Here is a 23,635-nt window from a genome sequence, read left to right as displayed (position 1 = left end):
CTCCCAACCTCTGTGCCGCCGGTGTCGACGCCGGTCCCCGGCGGGGCGTGCCGGCCGACTCGCCTGGATGCCGCCCGGGCCGAGGTGCGTACCCTGGTTCGCGTGATGCGGCTGCTGCTGTCCCCGAAGTGGATGGCCTGGCACGTGCTCACCCTCGGCGCGATGGTCACCTGCGGATTCCTGGCCGCCTGGCAGTGGGGGCGGGCCGGGTCGGCGATGGGGTCCGCCCTGAACATCGGCTACGGCCTGCAGTGGCCGTTGTTCGCGGTGTTCTTCGGCGTGATGTGGTGGCGCTTCCTGCGCATGGAGATCACGACCATGCGCGCCCGGGAGGCCGGGACCGCGGAGAGCGCCGGCAGGGCCGTGCCGCCGGACGTCCCGGAGGGCCCCGCACGTCCGGCCGGCGACGCCGCACCCGCAGCCGAAGACACCGCATCCGCGGCGGACCGCGGTGGCGAGCCGCGTGAACCCGGCGCGAACGGCGGTTCCGGCACCGGCCCCGAGCGGCCGTCGCCGTTCACCGCCCGCCCGGCCGGCGTGACCCCGCCCCGCAGCACCGACCCGCAGCTGCAGGCCTACAACGAGGAACTGGCCCGACTGGCGGCCCGACAGGAGGAGACGACCTCATGACCGTCGCCAGCGCGCTCAAGGCCTTCCGGATCTCGGCCTGGGTCACCGGTGTGGGCCTGCTCCTGCTGACCTTCTACGCGATGCCGGCCAAGTACCTCTTCGGCGACCCGCGCCCGGTCGCGATGATCGGGATGGTGCACGGCTTCCTGTACATGATCTACATCGTGTGCACGCTCATCCTGGCCGAGCGGTGCCGCTGGAAGCCGGTGTTCGCCGTCGTGATCCTGGCGGCGGGCACGATCCCGATCGCCTCGTTCGTCGCCGAGCGCAAGGTCACCCGGAAGGTGCAGGCCGAGCACCTGCCCGCCGCCGGCTCCTGAGGGCTACGCCTGCCGGACCGGGCAGCCGACCAGCTCGGTGAACCGCTTCTGCAACTCGGCCGGGGTCGCCGCCTCGGCGGAGAACGCCAGCCGGACGTCCTGGGTCCCGCCGGCCACCGGTACGCGTATCCGCATCCCGAACCGGTCGACGCCGATCGGCCGGATCCGCCCGGCCGTCTCGGCGGCGTCCCGCAGCGCCGGCGGGAGGTGCCGGCGCAGCGCGGACAGCATGTCCGGGTGGGCCCGGTCCAGATGCTCCAGCCAGGCCTGCTCGACCGTGCAGAACGGGTCCGGGGCGGCGGCCGCCAGCTCGGCGGGGGAGACCGGCGCGCAGCCCTCGGCGTCGGAGTAGACGCCCGACGACGGGTGCAACCGCAGCAGGGTGGCGCCGCGGCCGGCGTCGAGCAGGTTCGGGTGCGGCGCCTTCTCGGCGAGCCGCAGCGCGCGTTCCCGCCCGATCCGGTCGTCCGGCTCGTGCAGCCGCCCGAGCAGCCACATCAGCTCGCGCACCGGCTCCGCGAGCGGGACCGGGGTGGTCCCGGTCAGCTCCAGCATGACCGGCAGGCCGTCGGGTGCCAGCCGGGCGTGCCGGCGCACCACGTGGTCGTCGGGCAGCAACAGGTCGGTCGTCCCGTCCGGCCACGCGTGATGCATCAGCGGCGTGCACGGCTCCGGTTCGCCCGTTCCGACGAGTGCGGCGCGGCCGCCACGGGTGATCAGGCTGCGGGCGCGCTCGGCGACGGCGGGCGTCGGCGGGCGGCGCGTGCGGGTGGTTCCCACTCTCACCTCCATTAGGTAACCCTTACCTAATCAGGAGTGAGCGTCCCCTGTCCACCCCTGGCACGCGCGGGTGCGCGCGGAGAGGGGGAGCCCCGTTGTCCACGAGCCGTGACCCGACCGTTAGCGTCTCTCGGCGTGATGACCGTGCCCTCGGGTTCCGCCGCCGACCCGTGGCCGATCCGTCCGCTGCTGGCCGCGCTGGTCGACGACACCAGCCTCCTGCAGCCGCGGACCGTCGCACCGGGCGTCGACGCGGTCGTGTCGCGCTACCTCGCCGCCCGCGACGGTCACTACGGAGGCCTCGTCGGACGGCTGGTCTGCCCGGCCTCCCAACTGCCCGCCGTGGTCACCGAACTGGCCCGGTCCGCGCCGAGCCGGCCGGCCGAGCTCGCCCTGGTCGTGGACACCGGCCTGGGTGCGGTGCCCAAGGCCCTCTCGACCGTCTTCTCCCGCTCCAGCCTGCTCACGCCGAGCACCGTGGAGTGCGCCGCACCGCCGGACGTCGACGGCGTCTGGCTGGAGCGCGTGTCCGAGTTCGTCCCGGACGAGGTGACGCCGGTCGTGGAGCCGCGCCGCCCGGTCGAGGGCGACGACGACGGCACCGACGCCTGGCTCGCCGCCGTCCGCAAGGTCGCCGAGCACGGCTGCACCCCCAAGATCCGGATGGGCGGGCCGCGGCCGTCGGACGTGCCGACGATCTCCGACGTGCACCGGTTCCTGCAGGCCGGCCTGGAGAGCGGCTCCGGCGGGATCTCGGCGCAGGGACTCGACCGGATCGTCCGCGAGGACGCCTCCGAGTCCTGCCCCCGCGGCCGCCACGGGCTGCTGAACCTGATCGTCGCCGTCGCCCGGATGACCGGGGTCAGCGCCTCCGCGGACCCGGCGGAGGACGCGCTGGCCAGCACCGACGGCGAGGCGCTCGCCCGCGAGCTCGACGAGCTGCCCGACGCCGCCGTCGAGCAGGTCCGCACGGTGCTGCCGCGCTGCGGCGTCGACCCGGACCCGGTTCCGATCGCCGATCTCGTCGCGCTCGGGCTGCTGGACTGAGCAGCATGTCCCGGATCGGTTTCCTGGGGCCGCACGCCACGTTCACCGAGCAGGCGTTGCGCACGCTGCCCGAGTCGCACGACGCCGAGCTCGTCCCGCTGCCCGGTGCCCCGGCGGTGCTGGCCGCCGTCCGGGACGGGTCGGTCGACGCCGGCTGCGTGCCGATCGAGAACACCGTCGAGGGCGCCGTGCCGCCGGTGCTCGACGGGCTGGTCGAGGACCCGCCGCTGGTGATCGCCAGGGAGGCGCGGATCGCGGTGCGGTTCTGCCTGCTCGGGCGGGCCGGCACCGGGCTCGGCCAGGTCCGGACGGTCGCCTCGCACGGCCACGGCATCGCCCAGACCCGCGGCTGGCTCGCGGCCCACCTGCCCGACGCGGAGGTGCGGGTCAGCTCCTCCACCGCCGAGGCCGCTGCGCAGGCGGCCCGCGGGGAGGTGGACGCGGCCGTCGCCGCGCCGCTGGCCGCGTCCCAGCACGGGCTCGCGGTGCTGGCCGACGACATCGCCGACAACCCCGGCGCCGTCACCCGCTTCGTGCTGCTGACCCGGCCCGGCCCGCCGCCGGCGCCGACCGGGTGGGACCGCACGACGCTCGCCGCGACGACCACGAACCGGCCCGGCACCCTGCTCGGGCTGCTCACCGAGCTGGCCGTCCGCGGGATCGACCTGACCCGGATCGAGTCCCGGCCGGTCAAGGACCGGCACGCCGAGTACTGGTTCCACCTGGACTGCTCCGGGCACGTCGCCGACCCGGCGATGGGCGAGGCGCTCGCCGCCCTGCACCGGCGCTGCGACCGCCTGATCTACCTCGGGTCGTTCCCCCGGTCGGATGCCCCCGCTGCGCCGGCGGCCGGGGCGGGCAGCCCGGTCGTCCCGCTCGGTGCCGCCACCGCCGACGACTACGCGGCCTCCGAGCGCTGGCTCGCGGCGATCCGCGCGGGGTCGGTCACGTGACCGGAGGCGACCCGCACGACGAGCACGACGGCGCCGCCTCGTTCACCGACGCCGGAGCCGGGGTACGCGCCCCGGAGATCCCGCCGGACGACGGCGCGGTCCGCCTCGTGCTCGTCCGGCACGGCCGCACGCCGTCCAACGTCCGGCACGCGCTGGACACGGCGCTGCCCGGTCCCTCGCTCGACGAGCACGGCCGCGCGCAGGCCCGCGAGATCGCCGGGCTGCTCGTCGGCTGGCCGGTCCGGGCCCTGTACGCCTCCCGGGCGACCCGGGCCCGGGAGACCGCGGCACCGATCAGCGCCGCGCTGGGCCTCGACGTGCGGCTGCTGCCCGGCGCCCACGAGATCTTCGTGGGCGACCTCGAGGACCGGACCGACGACGAGGCCCGCCGCCTCTTCGACGAGATCTTCGACGCGTGGTGGGACGGCGATGTCGACCGCCGGATGCCCGGCGGCGAGTCCGCCCGGGACCTCTGGGACCGGTTCCTGCCGGACGTCGCGACCGCGGTGGACGGCGTCTCCTCGGGGGCGGTGGTCGTGGTCAGCCACGGCGCGGCGATCCGGCTGATGACCCTCGCGCTGCTCGGGGGCCGGGACGGGTCCGGGCCCGCCCGCCCGGACGCGGGGGCCGGCCGGGACCAGCCGATCCCGAACACCGGGCGCGTCGTCCTGCGCCGGGACCCCGACGGCTGGACCCGCGAGCTGTGGGACCCGATGCCGGACCGCAGCCGCTCCCCGCACTAGGGGAACCACGGGGCTTACCCCCAGCCGAGCTCGTGCAGCCGCTCCTCGGAGATGCCGAAGTGGTGCGCGATCTCGTGCACGACGGTGATCGCGACCTCGTCGACGACGTCGTCCTCGCCTTCGCAGACGTCGAGCACCGCGTCCCGGTAGATCGTGATCCGGTCCGGCAGCTCGCCGGCGTAGTCGGCGGTCCGCTCGGTCAGCGCCACGCCCTCGTACAGCCCGAGCAGGTCGGGCTCCTCCGGGTGGCGTGCCTCGACCAGCACGACGACGTTGTCCATGGCCGCCGCGAGCTGCTCCGGGACGAGGTCGAGCGCGTCGCCGACCAGCTCGTCGAACCGGTCCGGCGGCATCGGCACCGGCACCGTCAGCCGTCGGTGAGCCCGGGCAGGCCGGGTGGGATGTTCAGGTCGGGTGCCTGCCCGGCGCCCGGTCCCTCGGACGGCTCGCCGTCGGGCTGCTCGGCGGTGCCGGGCGAACCCTGCGTGGCGCTCGGCGAGCCGGAGGGTGCCGGCCGGGCGGACCGCGCCGCCGGGGCCCCGGGAGGAGCGGGCGCCGCCGGTGCCGACCGGCCGTCGACGACGAGGTTGCCCTTGACCGAACCGGTGAGGGCGGCGAAGCCGCTGCCGTCCGGCAGGAGGGTGCCGACGTTGCAGTTCACCTTGCGGCTGCCGGCGTTCCAGGACTCCTGCTCGAGGTTGCCCCAGTAGACGGTCAGCCCCTTCTCGCGGATGACCCGGTCGTTGCCGGCGAACCGGGTGGCGGCCTCGGTGCACGCGGGCTGCAGGAAACCGTCCTGGTCCTCCACCGAGGGCCATTCCTCCTTGAACCGGGTGCCGAGGTCGATCACGCCGACGGTCTCGACGGCGTGCGGGCCCGCGCAGCCGGTGGGGTCGCCGACGGTGCGGCCGTCGAGGGCGAGGCAGGTCCCCGGCGGGTGGACCGCGGACTGGTCCTGCGCGGCGACCTTTCCGGTGATCGGGAGCATCGCGCCGCTGCGCGAGGCCCCCTGCAGCCCGCAGCGCATGCCCTTGTCGCCCTCGTTCCAGCGCTGCTCGGTCGGCTTGAGCGCACCGACCCGGAACTTGCCGTTCGGGTCGAACTTGCCGTTTAGGTAGCGGGTCACGACCGGCGTGCAGCGCTCGGCGACGAGGTCCTGCCAGGCGGCGTCGGGCGGGAACACCGGCTGGTCGGCGAGCGCCACCCGCCCGGCCTGCTCGAACAGGTGCGGCTGCGAGCAGTCCACCGGCGCGGTGTCGGCTCCGTCGGCGCGGTTCCAGGTCAGGCAGGTGCCAGGGGTGTCCGGCGGGGGCGGCAGCGGCGGCGGCTCCTCGGCCCGCGGCGGCACGCCGGACGACGCGAACGACCCGAGCACCGGGACCTCCGCGCCGAGCACCGAGTCCAGCGACGCCACGGCGAACATCAGGAACGCGCCGATGAGGATCCCGATCCCTACCCGCCGTGCGCCGCGCAGCCCGTGGCCGGCCGGGACGTCGCCACCGTCGCTGGCGTCGCCGGCGCCGTGGCGAGGGCCGGCCGGGACCGCCGTCGTCGGCGGCTCCGGGCGGGTCAGCACGGACGTCGCCCCGCCGCCCACGGTGGGCGCGGAGTCGCCGGCGTGCCCGTCGTGGGCCTGGTCGTCGGTCCCGTCGGGGCCGGACCGGGCGGGCCGGAGGGGAGCGGAGCTGGGATCCATGGCCCACCCATGATGCAGCCCGCGGCGTAGATGCTTCGCCCGACCGGGGGCCGCGGCGGTCATCGGTCGGCGGTGTGCTGTGAACGTGCAGGTGACGGCGGTGCGGGGGCGGTACCGACCACTCGTCGGAGCGGGATGCGCCGAACCGCAGCCGAATCGAAATCCGGGCTTCGTCCCGGGGCGCGTGGGGCGCCCGGTACGGTTCGACGTGGGGGGATTCACGTGATGGGTGATCATCGATGAGCGACGGGCGCCACTCGGCGGACGACCGGCCGGAGCACGGCTCGAACTGGTTCTCGCAGCCTGCGGGGGGTTCGGGCGGGGCGGACGACGCCACGCCGCCGACCGGGACGCCACAGGCCGGTGGGCCGGACACCGGAGGCGAGCCGGATGCCGGCACGGCGCCGACCGGCCGGATCCGCCACCAGGACCCCGCGAGCACCACGCCGCGCGAGCCGACCCTCGCCGAGAAGCGGGCGCGGGAGCAGAAGCTGCGCGCCGACCGCGAGGCGGTGCGGCTCAAGGAGGCCCGCTCGAAGACGACCAAGCGGGTGCTGATCGGGGCCGGGGCCACGATCGGCGTCGTCGCGCTGATCGCCGCCGTCTACGCCGCGTCCAGCCCGGACGAGGAGGAAGTCGTCGCGCAGTGCGTCGACGAGTCCGGCGTCGTCGTCCCGGACGAGAACTGCTCCGGGCCGTCGCGGGACGGCCAGGTCAGCCACGGTGGCGGGTTCGCGTTCGTGCCGATCTTCCTGGGCGGCGGCGGGCGCCAGTACCACTACAACTACGGCAGCACGAGCCCGATCGGCACCCGGGTGAGCGGCGGAACGGTCTCCCCGCCGCCCGGCGTGTCGAGCGGCGGGACGACGGTCCGCAGCGGCACCTCCGGCAGCACGATCTCCCGCGGCGGCCTCGGGGTGGGCGGCAGCTCGTCCTACGGCTCGTCGGGCTCGTCCGGCTCGTCCAGCGGGAGCTGACGGGTGCGACGCGAACGGGGCGCCCCGCGCCCGGACTGGCAGCGCACGGTCGCCGACCAGGGTCTGGTGTTCGGCACGCCCGGCCGGGACGGCTCCGGCGGCGAGCGGCCCTACTGGGACGAGTCGGTGCACTACGTCTTCGAGATGGACGAGATCCTCTCCCTCGAGGCCGACGTCGAGGTCCTGCAGTCCATGTGCCTGGCCGCCGTCGACCACGTGGTCACCACCGAGCGGTTCCGGGACTTCGCGCTGCCCGAGTGGAGCTGGCAGGCTGTCACCGACTCCTGGAAGCGGTCCGACCCGCACGTCTACGGCCGCTTCGACCTGCGCTACGACGGCTCCGGCCCGGCCAAGCTGCTGGAGTACAACGCGGACACCCCGACGTCGCTGCTGGAGGCCTCCATCCTGCAGTGGTACTGGCTGCAGGACACCCACCCCGGTGACGACCAGTGGAACTCGCTGCACGAGAAGCTCGTCGAGCGCTGGGGTGAGATCCGGGGCGCGCTGCCGTCGCCGGAGGTGCACTTCACCTGGTCCGGCGCGGAGTCCACCGGCGAGGACCACATCACCGTCGGGTACCTGCAGGAGACCGCGGCCGAGGCCGGCATCGACACCGTCGGGCTGTCCATCGAGGACATCGGGTGGGACTCGGCGCTGGACCGTTTCGTGGACCTCGAAGAGGTCTCGATGGGGTGCATCTTCAAGCTCTACCCCTGGGAGTGGGTGCTGTCCGACCAGTTCGGCAAGCACGTCACCCGCAGCCTGCCGGAGACGCTCTGGCTGGAACCGCTGTGGAAGGCCCTGCTCTCGAACAAGGCACTCCTCGCGGTGCTCTGGGAGATGTACCCCGGGCACCCGAACCTGCTGCCCGCCTCGCTGGGCAACCCCGGCCTGCTCACCGAGTACGTGCGCAAGCCCCTGCTCGGCCGGGAGGGCGCGAACATCCAGATCGTCGCGCCCGGCTACGAGACGGCGACCGGCGGCGTCTACGGCGACGAGGGCTTCGTCTACCAGCTGTTCGACCCGCTGCCCGAGTTCGACGGCTACCGCCCGTGCCTCGGCGCCTGGCTGGTCGGGGACACCTCCGCCGGACTCGGCATCCGGGAGACCGCCGGCCTGATCACCGACGACGGCGCGGCCTTCGTGCCGCACCGCATCCCTTCCTGACCGCTCCCCGCACTTTCCCCGGAGGCATCCGTGATCCTCGCCCAGGCGCTCGACGCCACCTACTGGGCCTTCCTCGGTCGTGGCATCGGCGCGATCCTGCTCTACGCCGTCATCGGCACCCTGATGATGCTCATCGGCTTCTGGGCGATCGACCTGACCACGCCCGGCAAGCTGCCCCAGATGGTGCGCGCTGGCCTCCCGAACGCCGTCACGATCACCGCCGCCGGGATGATCTCGATGGCGTTCATCATCGTGCTCGCCATCTACGCCTCGTACGGGTCGCTGCTGCAGGGCGTGATCTCGTCGCTGGTGTTCGGCCTCATCGGGATCGTCGTCCAGGTTGCCGCGGTGCGGCTGCTGGAGTGGGTGACCGGCATCGACATCGGCGAGGTCATCCAGGCCGAGGAGCCGCGCGACGCCGCCAAGGTCGTCGCCGCCGCGCACGTGGCGCTGGGGCTGATCGTGGCGGTCGCGGTCTTCTGAGCACCGGCCGGCGGCGCCGTCACTCCAGCAGTGTCCGGATGTCGTCGGCGCCGAGCGGGGCGCTGAACAAGTCGCCGGCGTCCATCACGCCCCGGAACAGCTCGGCCTTGCGCTCGGCGAGGGCGGCGACCTTCTCCTCGATCGTGTCCCGGGCGATCATCCGGTAGACCATCACCGTGCGGGTCTGCCCGATCCGGTGGGCCCGGTCGATCGCCTGGGCCTCGGCCGCCGGGTTCCACCACGGGTCGAGCAGGAAGCAGTAGTCGGCCTCGGTCAGGTTCAGCCCGAACCCGCCCGCCTTCAGGCTGATCAGGAACACCGGGGCCGTGCCATCGGTGAAGCTGCGCACGGCCGCCTCGCGGTCGCGGGTCGAGCCGTCCAGGTAGGCATGGACGATGCCTTCGGCATCCAGCCGCGCCTTGACCAGGGTGAGGAACCCGGTGAACTGGCTGAACACCAGTGCCCGGTGCCCGCCCTGGGACACCTCGGCGAGCTGCGCCACCAACGCGTCGATCTTGCTGCTGCCCGCGTCGGCGTGCTCCGGGTCGGTCAGCCCGGGGTGCAGGCTGAGCTGGCGCAGCAGGGTCAGCGACTGCAGGATCGTGAACCGGTTGCGGTCCACGTCCGACAGGAGCCCGAGCACCTTCTGGCGTTCACGCTGCAGGTGCCGCTGGTAGATGCGGCGGTGGGCCGGATCCAAGTCGATCTCCACGCGCTGGACCTGCTTGGGTGGCAGGTCGGCCGCCACCTGGTCCTTGGTCCGGCGCAGGATCAGCGGCCGGACCCGGCGGCGCAGCCGGGCAAGCAGCTCGACGTCGTGCTGACGCTCGATCGGCCGGACGTAGGTCTCCTTGAACCGGGCCGGGTACGGGAACAGGCCCGGTGCGGTGATCGAGAGCAGCGACCACAGCTCCATCAGGTTGTTCTCCATCGGGGTCCCGGTGATCGCCAGCTTGAACGGCGCCGGCAGCTTCCGGGCGCACTGGTGCACCTTCGACTGGTGGTTCTTGGCGAACTGGGCCTCGTCGAGCACCAGGCCGGCCCAGCGCGCGGCCGCGTGCGCGTCGGCGTCGATCCGGAACAGGGTGTACGAGGTGATCACGACGTCGGCGTCGCCGATCGCGTCGGCGAGGTCCTGCCCGCGCCGGCGCAGGGTGTCGGTCAGCGTGACCACGGAGAGCCCGGGCGCGAACCGCGCGGCCTCGCCGGCCCAGTTCGCGACCACGCTGGTCGGGGCGACGATCAGGAAGGGCGGCAGCGCAGGGTCGGCCTCCGTGGCGTGGCAGATCAGGGCGAGCGTCTGGAGGGTCTTTCCCAGGCCCATGTCGTCGGCGAGGATGCCGCCGAGCCGGTGCCGCCACAGGAAGGCCAGCCAGCCGAAGCCGCTGCGCTGGTAAGGCCGCAGCTGCCCGGTCAGGCCCTCGGGCAGCGGCGTGCCTCTGCTCCCGTCGAGCGCCAGCAGGCCGCTGACCTGTTCCTGCCACGCACGCGCCTGATGATCGATCACCCCCAGGGCGGCCAGCTCCTCCCACAGCCCGGCCTGGAACCGGCTGATCCGCAACCCGTCCCCGGTCCGGTCCTGCAGCTGCCGGGCCTCCTCGATCAGCGCGCGCAGGGCCTGGAGTTCCGGCTTGAGCAGCGAGAACCAGGCGCCGTCGGGCAGCAGCAGGTACTCCTCACCGGCGGCCAGCGCGCCGAACACGGTGGCGAACGGGACCTCGGTTCCCTCCACGGTGATGGTGACCCCGAGGTCAAACCAGTCCGTATCCCCGGACAGCGAGCGGGTGGAGACCCCGATCCGCACCGAGTCGCCCGCCTCGCGGTAGTCGGCGGGCTCCCCGATGCACTCCACCTGGACGCCCGGTACGTCCGCGAGCAGTGGGAGCACCTCGGTGCTGAAGCGCACGGTGGCCATGCCGGTCAGGCGCTGCCGGGTCGCGCGACCGGTCGCGCGGGTGAGGCCGAGCCGTTCCAGCGGGACGTCGAGCCGGTCCAGCAGCGCACGTTCCCCGGCGGCGTCGCGGAACGCGTCGTCGTCGCCCGGCGGGGCGAGCGGTGCCCGCACCGGCTCCCCGGCGACCTCGTAGGCCCACTCCCAGTCCAGCGTCACGTCGTGCTCGTCACCGAACTCGGCGTGCAGGACGAGCGTCGGCCCGGAGATCGTCGGTGGGACGAAGGCACCGTCCGAGGACTCCACCAGGGCGAGCCGGCGCAGCCTCGGGTAGTACTCGCGGGCGAGACGCTCGTGCTGTCCCGGCGGGACGAGCAGCGTGCTGCCCTGCAGCGCCATCGCCCGCAGCGCCGCCGGGACCGAGGGGGTGAGCTCGGCGAGCCGCAGGCGCCACCGTGACGGGTCCGGCTCACCGGCCTGATCGCGCCGCGACACGTACACCACGCCGTGCGCCTCGGCACCCAGGAACGTCACGGGCACCGGATCGGTGATCTCCTCCGTGGCCAGCCGGGCCGCGATGACCAGCGAGCCCGGCTCGGTACCGGCCGTGACGTCGAGCCGGAGCCCGGCACTCCGATCCCGCGTCACCGCACCCAGGCGCTTGCGCTGGTGCACCAGCTCCACCCCGGCGTCGGCGGCCTCGTCCAGCAGCGACCACAACCGCCGGCTGGCGCAGGCGGCCAGGTCGATCGTCTTGTCGTCGCGGGCGTAGGACCCGGGAAGCGGGTCGGCGCGGTAGAGACCGTAGAGCTCGCGGAGCAGGCGCACGTGCGCCGGTCGGGCGTCGCCCAGCATCCACGGCGTCTCCAGGCGCCCCCAGCTGAGGTTGCCCCCGACCCAGCCGTTGCGGCCCGGCCGGACGAGCCTGGCCAGCAGCCGCGGTGCCGCGGGCCGCCCGTACCGCAGGGCGCCCGCCGCCGACAGCGACACCGACAGCTCGATCGCCAGCGGGACACCGCCCTCGTCGGCCGGTGCTCCCGCTCCCACCGGGCCGATCAACGCGCCGAGCCCCTGTTCCCAGTCCGTCCCCGGTGGGGTCTCCTCGCTCGCCGGCGCCGCCAGCCCGGCGGCGGTGAGCGCGACCGCGACGATGTGCCGGCAGTTGAACCCGACCGGGCAGGGGCAGTCCCCGAAGCCGACCACGAAGCGCCCCCGGCGACCCCGGACCAGGACGAGGGTGGTCGCGAAGTCGCCGGTGTCGTCATGCACGAGCGCGGTCAGCGAGGCCGTCGCCCGGTTCCACGCCACGTCGCGCACCGCACCGCGCCGCGCGAGCTCCACGCCGCGATCATGGGTCCGGGGGTCCACGGTGGCCTCGAGCCCGCCGACGTCGAGGCCTTCCACGATGATCTGCACGGTCGCTCCCTCGGTCGGCGGTCGGGGTGTCGCCGGGAACGACGCTAGAGCGGACCCCCGACAGTTCCGGGCGGGCGAGTCGGGAGTCGTGAGGCGCGGCCGGGCACCGCCGCCCGGGTGATCACGGATCGGGAGGCGATCCGGCCAGATGCGACCGCATCTGCTCCCGATCCGTGATCACCGCTCCGCAGGTGCACCGGAGAAGGGCCGTACCCGCCTACGGGCGTGCTGCCACGGTGGCCTGGGGGCGGGCCGTCTCACCGGAGCGGTCAGCTGCCGGCCGTGACCTCTTCGGCGAGCTTCTTGTCCAGGCCGGCCCGGGTCAGGGCGGCGGCGAACTCGGTGAGACGGTCGCCGTCGACCAGGCCGGCGAGCTCGTCGCGGTCGGTGGGCAGCCCGAGCCGTTTCGCGCCGTCGAGCGCCTTGCCGTCCAGGGCGGGGCGCAGCTCCGGCCACACCCCTTGGAGCTCCCGGGCGATGATCGAGGCTCCGGTGGGGCCGAGCCGGGGGAACTCGGTGAACAGGTCCCGGATCCGGCCCGGGTCGCCGTCCGCCCGTGCGCGGAGGTTCCGCAGGTCTCCGTCGTAGTCGTCGAGCAGCTGCCGGGCGCCCTCACCGAGCGCGGTCGCGGTCTGCTCGTCGACCCGGGTGTAGTGGGCCCGGTCGAGCGCGTCGACCCGCTCCTGCCAGGACGCGTCCCGCATCTTCTCCGGCGTGCCCATCCCGGCGTCGACGAGCTCCCGGACGGCGGCGACGGCCAGCGACGCCTGGACCCGGGTGGCCTGCAGGGTGCCGAGCACCAGCACCCGGTACAGCGGGGCCGGTGTGTCCTTCAGCGTGATGCCCGCCTCCGCCGCGTACGTGGTCCCGGCGCGGTCGAGCAGCGCGGCGACGGTCGCGTCGTGATCGGTCATGGGATGCGGGTACCCGGGCCGGGCATGTCCGACGCGTCCGGCCGGGACTCGGCGCCCGTGGCAGCGCGCACCCGCCTGCGGAACCCCGCCGCCCGGTCGAGGTGCACGTTCCCTCCCCCGGCGCGGCACGAGCGTGCTGATCGACCGATCCGGCGCGTGATCGAGTCGCACGTTGTCGCCCCGGGCGCGGCCGTTCCGTGGTGATCGACCGGCGGTGGGTGGTCGGCGTGCACGTTCGTGCCGTCATGGGGGCGTGATCGTGCTGATCGGCGCGCGGTGGGTGGTCGAGTCGCACGTTGTAGCCCCGGGCGCGGCCGTTTCGTGGTGATCGACTGGCGGTGGGTTGTCGAGTCGCACGTTGTCGCCCTGGGCGCGGCCGTTTCGTGCTGATCGGCGCGCGGTGGGTGGTCGAGTCGCACGTTGTAGCCCCGGGCGCGGCCGTTCCGTGCTGATCGACCGGCCGCGTGCTGTCGAGGCGCACGCTTTCGCCTCGGGCGTGGCCGTTTCGTGCTGATCGACTGGCGATGCGTGGTCGAGCCGCACGTTCTCGCCTCGTGTGTGGCCGGTTCGTGCTGATCGACATCTGGCCTGTGGGCGGTGCGCACGTTTCTGCCCCGGGTGCGGCCGATTCGCGTTGATCGACCGGGTACCGCCGGGATGCCCCAGGGAGTACGGCGGGGCCGCCGGCTGCCAGGAGCAGGTCGTGGGCCGCGGCGTCGGGGACGACCAGGGCCTGCGATCCCCGAGTGGCACGCCCCCGGGCATCCGGAGCGCCGGCTACGCCAGGGCCGCGACCACGTCGACCCGGGCCTGCGGCGGCGGCATCTCGGCGATCTCCGCGCGTACCTCCCGGGCGGCGGCGGCGAGCTCGCCGTCGTGGACCAGGCGCCGGAGCGCGTCCTCGGTGACCGGCCCGCCGATCCCGGCACCGCGGGCGTCGACGAGCCGGGCGTTGTGCCGGCGGTCGCCGGGCCCGGGCAGGGCCAGCTGCGGGATCCCGGTAGCCAGCGCGGACAGGACGTGCCCGGAGCTGCCGCCGTGCACCACGGCGGCGCAGACCGGCAGCAGCTCGGCCGGCGCGACCCGGCCGACCGAGCGCACCCCGGAGCCGAGCCGGCGGGCCAGCCGGGCCGGCGGGCGTGCCAGGACCAGCTCGCAGTCGAGGCCCCCGGCCGCGGCCCGCACGACGCGCAGCGCGGAGGTCTGCAGGTCACCCCGCACCGGGCCGCCGCCGCGCAGCACGAGGATCCGCGGCCGCACCGACGGCACCTTCAGCCAGCCCGGCAGCGGGCCACCGACCGTGACCGGGGCGGGCCGGACGGCCAGCGCGTCGCGCGCCCCGACGAGGCTGGCCGGCGCGATCGTGAGGACGACGGCGGGCGGCGGCACCCCGCGCACCGCGTACCGGGCCCGGGCGCGCTGCAGGGGCCGGGAGTCCAGCAGCGTGGCGGCCGCGGCGAGCCCGTCGAGCAGGCCGTTCTCGTGCAGCACGGCGGGCACGTCGTGCCGGGCCGCGGTCAGCGCCCCCGCGACCGCGAACGGCTCGTGCAGGACGACGTCGGGCCGCCACTGCTCGGCCACGGTCATCAGCGCGTCGGTCAGCTCCTCGTTGACCGGGCCGAACATCGACCGGAGCCCGGCGTCCCCGCCGCGCCCGGTCAGCTCGGCGTGGGTCGTGACCGGGTGCGTGACCAGCGAGCGGGCGGCGAGCCGGCCGAGCCGCAGGTTGCGGGCCACGTCGATGAACGGCAGCGCCCGCCCGCCCGGGCCGGCGGCGCCGTGCGCGAACGCGTCCCCGCCGCTGGCGAGGAGCACCTCGTGGCCGGAGTCCCAGAGCGCGTGCGCGAACGGCAGGAGCGGCGTCAGGTGCCCCGGCAGCGGGGCCGCGACCACCAGAACGCGCACCGGACGAGCGTAACCGCGCCACCGCCGGGACGTGGGTTACGTAGTCTCGGCGAGGTGATCGCCGAGAACGCACCCCGGCTGGTCGCGACCGACGTGGACGGCACACTCCTCGACGACCGCGACGAGGTCTCCCCGCGCACCGCCGCGGTCATCGCCCGGCTGGTCGAGGCGGGCGCCGGTTTCGTGCTCGTCACCGGGCGTCCACCCCGGTGGATCCCGCCGGTGGTCGCGAAGCTGCCCCCGGGCCTGGTCCGGCTGTGCGTGTGCGCGAACGGCGCCGTGCTCTACGACGCCGCCGACGGCGTCCTGCTCGGCGAGCACACCCTCGACACGGCAGCCGTCCGGACCCTGGCGAGGCTCGCCGGGGAGCTGTTCCCGGGCTGCGGGATCGGCGTCGAGCGGGTGGCGGCGTCGCCCGGCACCGTCGACGAGTTCCTCACCGGACCCGGCTACGTGCACGCCTGGGGGGCGCACGACGGCGGCGACGCCAGCCACGACGAGCTCTTCGCCCGCCCGGTGACCAAGCTGCTGATCCGCGCCCCGGAGCTGACCAGCGAGCAGATGCTCGACGAGCTCGCACCGAAGGTGGAGGACCTGGCCGACCTCACGTTCTCGCACCCGTCGGGCCTGCTGGAGGCCTCCGCGCCGGGGATCACCAAGGCGACCGGGCTGGCCGAGGTCGCCGCGCACCTGGGTGTCGCGGCGGCCGAGACGATCGCGTTCGGGGACATGCCCAACGACCGGGAGATGCTGCGCTGGGCCGGCACCGGTGTCGCGATGGGCAACGCGCACCCGGACCTCGTCGGGCTGGCGGACGTCGTGACCGCGCCGAACAGCCGCGACGGCATCGCGGAGATCCTCGAGCGCTGGTTCTGAGCGGGGCCCGGCGGCGCCGCACCCGGTCGCTCGGGACGGCCCGTTCCGGGCGTATCCCGGGCCGCCGGGAGGCGTCCACGGGGCGGCCGCCGGACGTTCACCGGAACGTCGCCCCGGGCGTGTCGACGTGCCCCGGCCCCGGCCGGGGACCCGCCCCGGCGTACCATGACCGGCTGTCATCGCCCGGGTCGAGCCGGGTGCCAGCGGCACGCCAGGAGGGCCCCACCCCGTGGCAGACACCCTGGACCGTCCCGGTCCGCAACCGACCGCCGAGGTCGACGCCCCGACCGACACCCCGGCGACCGGCGAGATCGCCGTGCTCGTGACCGTGCAGGACACGCTTGCCGGCGACCCCGTCCTGCGGGTCGCGCGCGGCATGTCGCTGTTCGGCGAGCACGCCGCCGGCTGGCTCGCGCTCGGCATCGCCGGCGCCGTCCTGGACCGCCCGCGGCGACGCGAGTGGCTCGGGTCGGCGGCCGCCGTCGCGCTGGCCCACGGCACGTCGATCGGCGTCAAGCGCGTCGTCCGGCGCCGCCGCCCGGACCACCCGTCGGTCCGGGTGCTGGTCGGCACCCCGAGCCGGCTCAGCTTCCCGTCCTCGCACGCCACGTCGACGACGGCGGCCGCCGTGCTCTACGGCGGCCTGCTCGGCCGTCGGGCGCGGGCAGGTGCCACGGCCACGGCAGGCCTGATGGCGCTGTCCCGTCTCGTGCTCGGCGTCCACTACCCGAGCGACGTCGCCACCGGCACCGCGCTCGGCGCGGCCGTCGCCACCGGCGCCCGTCGTGTGATCCGTCGCAACCCCACCACCGGAGGGTGAGCGCATGACCAGCACCGATCCCACGAAGATCGACGAGGAGAAGTCCTCCACCGAGAAGGTCGCCGAGGTGGCCGACCCGGGCACCGCGGTCGCGCCGGACGTCCCCGACGACGCCGGCGCCCCCGAGGGGCACCAGGCCGAGGCCGCCGAGTCGCCGGACACCCCGGCCCCGCACATCCCGCTGGACCCGTCCGAGCGGACCACCGGGATGGTCGCCCGGGGACTGCTCAAGACGATGCGCCCGCGGCAGTGGGTGAAGAACGTCCTCGTGTTCGCCGCCCCGTTCGTCGGCGGCGGGCTGTTCGGCCTCCCGGTCCTGCTGGACTGCCTGATCGCGTTCGCCGCGTTCTCGCTGGCCGCGTCCGGCGTGTACCTGGTCAACGACGCGCTCGACGTCGAGGCCGACCGGGCGCACCCGACGAAGCGCCGCCGCCCGATCGCGGCCGGCGTGGTCCCGCTCCCGCTGGCCTACGCGGCGGCCGCGGTGCTGTTCGCCGCCTCGATCGCGCTGTCGATCCTGGTCACCTGGCAGCTGATCGTGGTGCTCGCCGTGTACGTGGCGGTCCAGCTGTCGTACTGCCTGTGGCTCAAGCACCAGCCGGTGCTCGACATCTGCATCGTGGCCTCCGGCTTCCTGATGCGCTCCATCGCAGGCGGTGTCGCGACCGAGATCCCGCTGTCGCAGTGGTTCCTGCTGGTCACCGGCTTCGGCTCGCTGTTCATGGTGGCCGGCAAGCGGTACGCCGAGATCCGCCTCGCCGAGCGGACCGGCGCGAAGATCCGGAAGTCGCTCGAGAGCTACTCGGCCTCGTACCTGCGCTACATCTGGTCGCTGTCCGCCACGGTCATGATCATGACCTACGGGCTGTGGGCGTTCGAGATCCGCGAGGCCCACCACAACACCGTGTGGTCGGTGCTGTCGATCGTGCCGTTCGTGATCGCCGTGCTGCGGTACTCGGTGGACGTCGACCGCGGCACCGGTGGCGAGCCGGAGGAGATCGCGCTGGCCGACCGGACGCTGCAGGTGCTCGCGGTGGCCTGGGTCGCGATGCTGACCCTCGCCGTCTACAGCTGACCGCGGCGCGGCCGGCTGCGACATCCGCGACACCCCCACCCTTTTCCACTCATGGCCCTTTGGTCCCGTGCCACGGGACCAAAGGGCCATGAGTGCGTCACGGGGATGGGGCGGATGGGGCCAGCGGGGCGAGTGGTGCCGGTGCGACGGGTGAGAGCTCAGCCGCGGGCGGTGTGCCACGCCCAGGTGGCGGCGAGCCCCTCGCGCAACGGCGTCGGGGCCGGGAGACCGAGCGCGGCGATCCCGCGCGAGGGGTCCAGGCAGCTGCGGCGCAGCTCCCCGGGCCGGGCGGGTGCGAACTCCGGGGCGAACTCCCCGGCGCCCAGCCCGGCGACCTCCCCGATCGTCCCGGCCAGCTCGGTGATCGTCGACTCGGTGCCGGTGCCGACGTTGAACACCGCCCCGGCCAGCTCCCCGGCCACGAGCCGGTCGGCCGCGGCGAGCGCGGCCCGGGCGACGTCGCCCACGTAGAGGAAGTCCCGGGTCTGCTCGCCGTCACCGAACACGGTCGGACGCCCGCCGGCGCGGGCCCGGTCGCAGAACAGCGACACGACGCCGGCCCCGCCTGCCGGGTGCTGGCGCGGGCCGTAGACGTTCGCGAACCGCAACACCAGCGCCGGCAGGCCGTGTGCCCGCACGAAGAACCGGGTGTAGCGCTCGGCGGCCAGCTTGCTCAGCCCGTACGGCGACTCCGGCTCCGGCGGCTCGTCCTCGGTCGTCGGGAGCGGGGCACCGTCGCCGTAGATCGCACCGCCGGTGGAGCAGACGACGACCGCGCGGGCGCCCGCCGCGTGCGCGGCCTGCAGCACCGACAGCGTCCCGAGGACGTTCACCGAGGCGTCGTGCAGCGGGTCGTCCATCGAGGTCCGCACGTCGATCTGGGCGGCCAGGTGGTAGACCGCGTCCGGCCGGAACGCGGCCGTGGCCGCGGCCAGCCCGGCGGTGTCCCGGATGTCGAGCACGGCGAGCTCGACGCCGGAGGCCAGGTTGTCCCGGGTCCCGGCGGACAGGTCGTCCACGGCCAGGACGTCGTCGCCCCGGGCGACGAGGGCGTCGACCAGGGTGGATCCGATGAAACCGGCACCGCCGGTGACGAGCGCGCGCATGGGGTCCTTCCGTGCCGGGCGGGTGGGTGCCCGGTCAGGGGTTGTGCACGGTGTCGTCGGCGTCGCGCCGGTGCCCGTTCCGCTCCGCCGCCTCGCGCGCGGCGAGGGCGTCCAGGCGCTCCGCCAGCTCCTGCTCGCGGCGGCTCAGCTCGGCGTCCCGGACGGCGATCTGGCGGGCCAGGTTCGTCAGGTGCTGGCTGATCTCCCGGTCCCGCAGGTAGGTGTTCAGCATCCCGAACACGAACGCCACGACCAGCAGGTAGACGATCAGGTCGGTGCCGCGCCCGATGCCCAGCGCGCGGGCGACCACCGTGACGTCGTCGGGCCGCAGGACGGCGTAGATGTTGAGCACGACGAACGCGCCGAAGGCCAGTCGCTTGCTGGCCCGGATGCCGACACTCTGTCCGCTGCGGACGAAGTAGACGAGTGCGAGCAGCGCCGCGGCCACGAGGACGATCTGCAGGATCACGGTGTGCGCCTCCTGGGTCATCGCTGCCGCACCGACAGATCGAACAGGATGTTCACCCCGTTGAACAACGACTGCCCTTTCGAACGGGAGTACTCGGTGTAGCGGATCGTCACCGGGACCTCGACGATCCGCCACGACGACCTGGCCAGCGCGGCCACGATCTCCGACGCGTGCGCCATCCCGTTCATCGAGATCCGCAGCTGCTCGACGACCGGCCGGGACAGCACCCGCAGGCCGTTGTGCGCATCGGTCAGGTTCAGCTTCCGGCTCGCCGGCGACAGCGCCGCGACGCTGCGCAGCACGAGTCGCTTCAGCGGCGGGACCGGCTCGGTGGCGGCCAGGAACCGGGAGCCCAGTGCGACGTCCGCCTCGCCCGAGCGGACGATGTCGACCATCCGCACGGCGTCGGCGACGTCGTGCTGGCCGTCGGCGTCGAAGGTGACGATCCGCTCGGCGCCGCGCCGCAGCGCGTAGTCGATCCCGGTCTGCAGGGACGCGCCCTGTCCGAGGTTGATCGGGTGCCGGACGAGGTGCGCCGGGGTCCCGGCGATGCGGTCCGCCGAGGCGTCGCGGCTGCCGTCGTCGACGCAGACCACGTTCGGGAAGCAGGTGCGGATCTCGGCGACGACGTCGGCGATGACGGTGTCCTCGTTGTACACGGGGACCACCACCCAGGTGCCGCTGTCGGCGACCACACCCACTCCCTCGTCGTTCCGTCCGCCGAATGCAGGCTATCGCTTCCCCCGCCCGGCACCTCGGCCGGAGGGGCGCGATTCGGACGAACGTGACGTTCTTCTACGGTCGGCGAGGTGGACGAGAGGAAGCTGCTCGAACTGATGCTGTCCGACCTGGAGGACGCACCGGAACGGTACCGGCCGACCGACTTCTGGCGGACCGGCCTGGAGAAGGTGGTCGCCGACCTGCGGGAACGAGGATTCGCGGAGTTCCGGCGGCACCCGTCGGCCCGCTACTTCTACGCCCCGCAGTACGCCCCGGTGTCCCGCCCGGCGGCGGCGTTGTCGGCGGCGTTCGGCCTGGCCGGCAGCCCGGGCACGCTCCTGCGCGAACGGATCGACCAGCTCCCGGTGGCGCGCGGGCACCACGCCTGCGTGCGGGCCCTCGACCCGGCCGACCGGCCGCCGTTCCTGAACGGGTTCTCGGAGTCGACCGCGGGCGCGCCCGCCGAGCAGCTGGTGTTCGACGGCCGCCGGTTCAGCCGGTCCTCGCTCAACTACCTGCGCGGTCTCGTGCTGCTCAAACGCGCGGTGCCGGACCTGGACGTGTCCACCGTCCTCGAGATCGGCGGCGGGTTCGGGACCCTCGGCGAGATCCTGCTGGGCCGCAACGAGGGCATGCGCTACATCGACGTCGACATCCCGCCGGTCGCCGCCGTCGCCACCTACTACCTGCGCCGGGTGCTCGGCGAACACCGGGTGCTCGACTACGCGGCGACCCGCGCGCAGGAGACGATCGCGATCGACGGGATCGAGCACCCGGCGACGGTGCTGTGCTCGTGGCAGCTGCCGCAGCTGACCGGCACCGTGGACCTGTTCGCGAACTTCATCTCGTTCCAGGAGATGGAGCCCGGTGTCGTCGAGAACTACGCGAACCTGGTCACCTGCCTGGGCGCGCGGTGGCTGCTGCTGCGCAACTCGCCGACCGGCAAGCCGGGGGTGCGGGAGCCGATGCTGCGGCATCGCTACCTGGAGATGTTCGACCGCTTCGAGCTCGTCGCCTCCGACGCCGGGCTGTTCGGCCAGGACTCCGAGGGCACGGTGTCCGAGGTGATGGTGCTGGCGCGGAGGTGACTAGCCTCTCCGGTCATGCGCACCCCGGACCCGATCGAGATCGGCGGCCACCGCGTGGGCCCCGGCGAGCGGCCCTTCGTCATCGCCGAGGTCTCCGGCAACCACAACGGGTCCCTGGAGCGGGCACTGGAGATCGTGGACGCGATCGCCGGCACCGGGGCGCAGGCGGTGAAGTTCCAGACCTACCGCGCCGACACGATCACCATCGACGCCGACGGCCCGGCCTTCCGGATCCGCGACGACCACGGGCTGTGGGGCGGCCGGAACCTCTACCAGCTCTACGAGCAGGCGCACACGCCGTGGGAGTGGCACGAACCGCTGTTCGCCCGGGCCCGCGAGCACGGGCTGGTCCCGTTCTCCAGTCCGTTCGACCCGACGGCGGTCGACCTGCTCGAGTCGCTGGACGCCCCGGCGTACAAGGTGGCCTCGGCCGAGCTCGTCGACCTGCCGCTGATCCGGCGGATGGCGGCGACCGGCAAGCCCCTGGTCATGTCGACCGGCATGGCGACGCTGGCCGAGATCGACGCCGCGGTGACGGCCGCCCGCGAGGCCGGGGCGACCGAGATCGTCGTGCTGGCCTGCACGGCGTCGTACCCGGCCGATCCGGTGGACGCGAACCTGCAGACGATCCCGGCCCTGCGCGAGGCCTTCGGGCTCCCGGTCGGGCTGTCCGACCACACGCCGGGCATCGGCGTCCCGGTCGCGGCGGTCGCGCTCGGCGCGGTCGCGATCGAGAAGCACGTGACGCTGCAACGCGCGGACGGGGGCGTCGACTCGGACTTCTCCCTGGAACCGGCGGAGCTGGCCTCCCTGGTGACCGAGACCGACGTGGCCCGGCGCGCGATCGGCCCGGCCCGGTTCGGCCCGCGGGAGTCCGAGCGGGACACGCTGGCGCTGCGCCGCTCGCTGTACGTCGTCGCCGACGTCGCCGCCGGGGAGAAGGTCACCGAGGCCAACGTCCGGTCCATCCGTCCCGCAGGCGGGCTGCCGACCGACACGATCGGGACCGTGCTCGGGCGGACCTTCACCCGCGACGTGCCCCGCGGGACGCCGCTGACCTGGGATCTGATCTGATCCGCCGGCATGGAGGTTCTCCGGCGACCCGGTGTCGCCACGCGGGCTGACACCTGGCGGGCCGGGGCCACGGCCGCCGTGCTCACCGGGGCGGTGCTCGGGGCCGGCGTCGCGTTCGTCATGCACCGGGTGCCGGTGGACGACGCCTACATCGTCCTGAACTACGCCCGCCAGCTCGGCCTGCACGGCAACTGGGGCATGGTCGACGGCCTGCAGTCGAACACCGCGACCAGCCCGCTGTCGGTGCTGCTGCTCGGCGGGCTGACCGCGGTCCTGCGGGACGCGCCGCTCGCGCTCGCCGTCGCCACCACCGCCCAGTTCGCGCTCGCCGGGTACTGGCTGCACGGCATCGCACGCGCCTTCCGGCTGGGCAGGTACTCCTTCCCGCTGCTCGCGCTGGCGATGCTCGCGGTGAACCCGATGCTGATGTCGGCGTACGGCCTGGAGAGCCAGCTCGCGCTGACCCTGCTGGTCGGTGCCGGGTGGGCGGTCGTGACCGGGCGCCCCACCGCGGCCGGCCTGATCGCGGGGCTCCTCGTGCTGACCCGGCCCGACCTGGGGCCGTCCGCGCTGGTCGTCGTCGCTGCCCTGCGTGCGGGGCGGTGGCGTGCGGCGGGGGCCGCGCTCACGGTGACGGTTCCGTGGTTCGCCGTGTCCTGGTGGTGGCTGGGCTCGGCGGTCCCGGACACCGTGGTCATCAAGGGGCCGGAGTCGTGGGGCGGCACCTCGTTCTGGAACAGCGTCCCGCACTACTGGTCGATCCTCCCGGGCCCGGTCGCGCTGTCCGTGGTGCCTGCCGCGGCCGGCCTGGTCGCGTGGGCGTGGTGGTGGCGCGAGCGGCTGGCGTGGGTGTGGGCGGGTGCGGCCGTCGTGCACTACGTGACGATGTCGCTCCTGCACCCGGGCCCGTTCTTCTGGCACAGCACGTTCTGGCTGTGCGGCCTGGGCCTGCTCGGCGCGACCGCGGTCGCCCGGTGTGTCGCGCGGCGCGGTCCCGCCGGCGTCACGGCGGGCACGCTCGCCGCTGCGTACCTGCTCGGCACCGCCTGGACCGGGATCAACGACGGCCTGCCCCGCGGGGAGTTCGCGCCGATCTCGTTCAACTGGGCCACGCCCGCGCAGTACGCGGCGCTGGCCGCGCGGCTCCCGGCCGGGGCGACCGTCCTGTCGCCGGGGGAGATCGGCACGCTCGCCTGGTTCTGCGAGTGCCGGGTCGTCGACCAGTTCGCGGACCGGGGGCGGTTCACGCCGCTGCTGGAGGAGCGGCTCGCGACCGCGGGCCCGGTGACCAGGGCGTTGCTGGAGGCGAACTACGCCCGCTTCACCCGCCCGCAGGCCGTGCCGCTGGACCTGCGGATCGACACCCGGCTGGCCCCGCCCGGGACGCCCGGCGGGGAGTGGACGTCGCTGTTCACGCGGAAGGTCCGTGTCGTGACCGTGAGCCCCGCCCGCTGACCGGATCACCGACCAGTGTCGATCACGAAG

The 23,635-nt window shown here is 74.3% G+C and carries 23 protein-coding genes; 14 read left to right on the top strand and 9 right to left on the bottom strand.

All coding sequences use genetic code 11. From position 1 onward, the window contains the following. Positions 1-105: 105 nt before the first annotated feature. Together H7X46_RS25540 and H7X46_RS25535 are read left to right on the top strand one after the other, a co-directional pair. A complete protein-coding gene (locus H7X46_RS25540; RefSeq protein ID WP_255426872.1) occupies positions 106-630 on the top strand; it encodes a hypothetical protein in 525 nt (174 codons plus the stop codon). Beyond that, positions 627-950: a DUF3817 domain-containing protein gene (locus H7X46_RS25535; protein WP_186361772.1), complete on the top strand. Its 324-nt coding sequence runs from the start codon at positions 627-629 to the stop codon at positions 948-950. The genes H7X46_RS25540 and H7X46_RS25535 overlap by 4 nt, the downstream gene beginning before the upstream one ends. A gap of 3 nt (positions 951-953) precedes the next feature. Here H7X46_RS25535 and H7X46_RS25530 read toward each other — a convergent pair whose 3' ends face one another. After that, complete coding sequence (locus H7X46_RS25530; protein WP_186361771.1) at positions 954-1,730, bottom strand: DUF2470 domain-containing protein; 777 nt, start codon at positions 1,728-1,730, stop codon at positions 954-956. A gap of 138 nt (positions 1,731-1,868) precedes the next feature. Here H7X46_RS25530 and H7X46_RS25525 point away from each other — a divergent pair, with 138 nt between their 5' ends. From H7X46_RS25525 to H7X46_RS25515, 3 genes are read left to right on the top strand one after another with little or no spacing between them, the layout of a single operon-like run. Continuing rightward, entirely contained in the window at positions 1,869-2,777 is a 909-nt protein-coding gene (locus H7X46_RS25525) for a hypothetical protein (protein WP_186362908.1), read from the top strand. Between the two features lie 5 nt (positions 2,778-2,782). After that, the gene (gene pheA / locus H7X46_RS25520) at positions 2,783-3,730 is read left to right on the top strand and encodes a prephenate dehydratase (protein ID WP_186361770.1); all 948 of its coding nucleotides are present in this window, start codon (positions 2,783-2,785) and stop codon (positions 3,728-3,730) included. Next, a complete protein-coding gene (locus tag H7X46_RS25515; protein WP_370588962.1) occupies positions 3,727-4,473 on the top strand; it encodes a histidine phosphatase family protein in 747 nt (248 codons plus the stop codon). Before pheA ends, H7X46_RS25515 begins: the two co-directional genes overlap by 4 nt. 14 nt (positions 4,474-4,487) lie before the next feature. Here H7X46_RS25515 and H7X46_RS25510 read toward each other — a convergent pair whose 3' ends face one another. After that, positions 4,488-4,838, bottom strand: a complete 351-nt coding sequence (locus H7X46_RS25510) for a metallopeptidase family protein (RefSeq protein ID WP_186361769.1) — start codon at positions 4,836-4,838, stop codon at positions 4,488-4,490. Positions 4,839-4,840: 2 nt separating this feature from the next. Beyond that, positions 4,841-6,169 (bottom strand): septum formation family protein, encoded by a 1,329-nt coding sequence (locus tag H7X46_RS25505; RefSeq protein ID WP_186361768.1) that lies wholly within the window; start codon positions 6,167-6,169, stop codon positions 4,841-4,843. Between the two features lie 239 nt (positions 6,170-6,408). Between H7X46_RS25505 and H7X46_RS25500 the strand changes: the two genes are divergently transcribed. Genes H7X46_RS25500 through H7X46_RS25490 form a run of 3 tightly spaced genes read left to right on the top strand, consistent with a single transcriptional unit; the run spans position 6,409 to position 8,796 of the window. Further along, complete coding sequence (locus tag H7X46_RS25500) at positions 6,409-7,146, top strand: hypothetical protein (protein WP_222131434.1); 738 nt, start codon at positions 6,409-6,411, stop codon at positions 7,144-7,146. 3 nt (positions 7,147-7,149) lie between these two features. Beyond that, positions 7,150-8,313, top strand: coding sequence for a glutathionylspermidine synthase family protein (locus H7X46_RS25495; RefSeq protein ID WP_186361767.1), 1,164 nt, complete (start codon positions 7,150-7,152; stop codon positions 8,311-8,313). A gap of 30 nt (positions 8,314-8,343) precedes the next feature. Continuing rightward, the gene (locus H7X46_RS25490) at positions 8,344-8,796 is read left to right on the top strand and encodes a DUF350 domain-containing protein (protein ID WP_186361766.1); all 453 of its coding nucleotides are present in this window, start codon (positions 8,344-8,346) and stop codon (positions 8,794-8,796) included. Positions 8,797-8,815: 19 nt separating this feature from the next. Here H7X46_RS25490 and H7X46_RS30970 read toward each other — a convergent pair whose 3' ends face one another. From H7X46_RS30970 to H7X46_RS25475, 3 genes are all read right to left on the bottom strand, one after another. After that, positions 8,816-12,103 carry an SNF2-related protein gene (locus H7X46_RS30970; protein ID WP_370588961.1) on the bottom strand — a complete coding sequence of 1,096 codons (3,288 nt, stop codon included), beginning with the start codon at positions 12,101-12,103 and terminating at the stop codon, positions 8,816-8,818. A 269-nt stretch (positions 12,104-12,372) separates the two neighbouring features. Further along, positions 12,373-13,017, bottom strand: a complete 645-nt coding sequence (locus H7X46_RS25480) for an endonuclease (protein ID WP_186361765.1) — start codon at positions 13,015-13,017, stop codon at positions 12,373-12,375. Positions 13,018-13,794: 777 nt separating this feature from the next. Then, the gene (locus H7X46_RS25475) at positions 13,795-14,922 is read right to left on the bottom strand and encodes a nucleotide disphospho-sugar-binding domain-containing protein (RefSeq protein ID WP_186361764.1); all 1,128 of its coding nucleotides are present in this window, start codon (positions 14,920-14,922) and stop codon (positions 13,795-13,797) included. 54 nt (positions 14,923-14,976) lie between these two features. Here H7X46_RS25475 and H7X46_RS25470 point away from each other — a divergent pair, with 54 nt between their 5' ends. The 3 genes from H7X46_RS25470 to H7X46_RS25460 all read left to right on the top strand — a co-directional run bounded on the left by H7X46_RS25470 (position 14,977) and on the right by H7X46_RS25460 (position 17,693). Continuing rightward, the gene (locus H7X46_RS25470; protein ID WP_186361763.1) at positions 14,977-15,798 is read left to right on the top strand and encodes an HAD family hydrolase; all 822 of its coding nucleotides are present in this window, start codon (positions 14,977-14,979) and stop codon (positions 15,796-15,798) included. Positions 15,799-16,027: 229 nt separating this feature from the next. After that, positions 16,028-16,618 (top strand): phosphatase PAP2 family protein, encoded by a 591-nt coding sequence (locus H7X46_RS25465; RefSeq protein WP_186361762.1) that lies wholly within the window; start codon positions 16,028-16,030, stop codon positions 16,616-16,618. Between the two features lie 4 nt (positions 16,619-16,622). Further along, the gene (locus H7X46_RS25460) at positions 16,623-17,693 is read left to right on the top strand and encodes a decaprenyl-phosphate phosphoribosyltransferase (protein ID WP_255426219.1); all 1,071 of its coding nucleotides are present in this window, start codon (positions 16,623-16,625) and stop codon (positions 17,691-17,693) included. Positions 17,694-17,851: 158 nt separating this feature from the next. Here the strand turns inward: H7X46_RS25460 and H7X46_RS25455 are convergent, their stop codons facing one another. From H7X46_RS25455 to H7X46_RS25445, 3 genes are read right to left on the bottom strand one after another with little or no spacing between them, the layout of a single operon-like run. Next, entirely contained in the window at positions 17,852-18,799 is a 948-nt protein-coding gene (locus H7X46_RS25455; RefSeq protein ID WP_186361761.1) for an NAD-dependent epimerase/dehydratase family protein, read from the bottom strand. Positions 18,800-18,833: 34 nt separating this feature from the next. Further along, positions 18,834-19,289: a DUF2304 domain-containing protein gene (locus H7X46_RS25450; RefSeq protein ID WP_186361760.1), complete on the bottom strand. Its 456-nt coding sequence runs from the start codon at positions 19,287-19,289 to the stop codon at positions 18,834-18,836. Beyond that, entirely contained in the window at positions 19,286-19,963 is a 678-nt protein-coding gene (locus tag H7X46_RS25445; protein WP_370588960.1) for a glycosyltransferase family 2 protein, read from the bottom strand. The genes H7X46_RS25450 and H7X46_RS25445 overlap by 4 nt, the downstream gene beginning before the upstream one ends. A 114-nt stretch (positions 19,964-20,077) precedes the next feature. On the opposite strand from H7X46_RS25445, the gene H7X46_RS25440 reads away from it, so the two are divergent. From H7X46_RS25440 to H7X46_RS25430, 3 genes are read left to right on the top strand one after another with little or no spacing between them, the layout of a single operon-like run. After that, the gene (locus tag H7X46_RS25440; RefSeq protein WP_186361758.1) at positions 20,078-21,076 is read left to right on the top strand and encodes a putative sugar O-methyltransferase; all 999 of its coding nucleotides are present in this window, start codon (positions 20,078-20,080) and stop codon (positions 21,074-21,076) included. A gap of 15 nt (positions 21,077-21,091) precedes the next feature. Continuing rightward, entirely contained in the window at positions 21,092-22,150 is a 1,059-nt protein-coding gene (gene pseI, locus H7X46_RS25435) for a pseudaminic acid synthase (RefSeq protein WP_186361757.1), read from the top strand. 9 nt (positions 22,151-22,159) lie between these two features. Then, on the top strand, positions 22,160-23,605 hold the full coding sequence (locus H7X46_RS25430; RefSeq protein WP_186361756.1) for a hypothetical protein: 1,446 nt from the start codon (positions 22,160-22,162) through the stop codon (positions 23,603-23,605). The last annotated feature ends 30 nt before the right edge of the window (positions 23,606-23,635 follow it).

Source organism: Pseudonocardia sp. C8, assembly GCF_014267175.1.
Taxonomy (GTDB): Bacteria; Actinomycetota; Actinomycetes; order Mycobacteriales; family Pseudonocardiaceae; genus Pseudonocardia.
The sequence above is the reverse complement of the archived record's forward strand: the minus strand, read 5'-3'. Positions and strand labels throughout refer to the sequence as shown.

Bases quoted from the DNA above. Each gene is read 5' to 3' on its own strand.
- pheA (WP_186361770.1), top strand. From the start codon at position 2,783: ATGTCCCGGATCGGTTTCCTGGGGCCGCACGCCACGTTCACCGAGCAG.
- H7X46_RS25450 (WP_186361760.1), bottom strand. From the start codon at position 19,289: ATGACCCAGGAGGCGCACACCGTGATCCTGCAGATCGTCCTCGTGGCC.
- H7X46_RS25525 (WP_186362908.1), top strand. From the start codon at position 1,869: ATGACCGTGCCCTCGGGTTCCGCCGCCGACCCGTGGCCGATCCGTCCG.
- H7X46_RS25460 (WP_255426219.1), top strand. From the start codon at position 16,623: ATGACCAGCACCGATCCCACGAAGATCGACGAGGAGAAGTCCTCCACC.
- H7X46_RS25480 (WP_186361765.1), bottom strand. From the start codon at position 13,017: ATGACCGATCACGACGCGACCGTCGCCGCGCTGCTCGACCGCGCCGGG.
- H7X46_RS25430 (WP_186361756.1), top strand. From the start codon at position 22,160: ATGGAGGTTCTCCGGCGACCCGGTGTCGCCACGCGGGCTGACACCTGG.
- pseI (WP_186361757.1), top strand. From the start codon at position 21,092: ATGCGCACCCCGGACCCGATCGAGATCGGCGGCCACCGCGTGGGCCCC.
- H7X46_RS25535 (WP_186361772.1), top strand. From the start codon at position 627: ATGACCGTCGCCAGCGCGCTCAAGGCCTTCCGGATCTCGGCCTGGGTC.
- H7X46_RS25455 (WP_186361761.1), bottom strand. From the start codon at position 18,799: ATGCGCGCGCTCGTCACCGGCGGTGCCGGTTTCATCGGATCCACCCTG.
- H7X46_RS25505 (WP_186361768.1), bottom strand. From the start codon at position 6,169: ATGGATCCCAGCTCCGCTCCCCTCCGGCCCGCCCGGTCCGGCCCCGAC.
- H7X46_RS25540 (WP_255426872.1), top strand. From the start codon at position 106: ATGCGGCTGCTGCTGTCCCCGAAGTGGATGGCCTGGCACGTGCTCACC.
- H7X46_RS25500 (WP_222131434.1), top strand. From the start codon at position 6,409: ATGAGCGACGGGCGCCACTCGGCGGACGACCGGCCGGAGCACGGCTCG.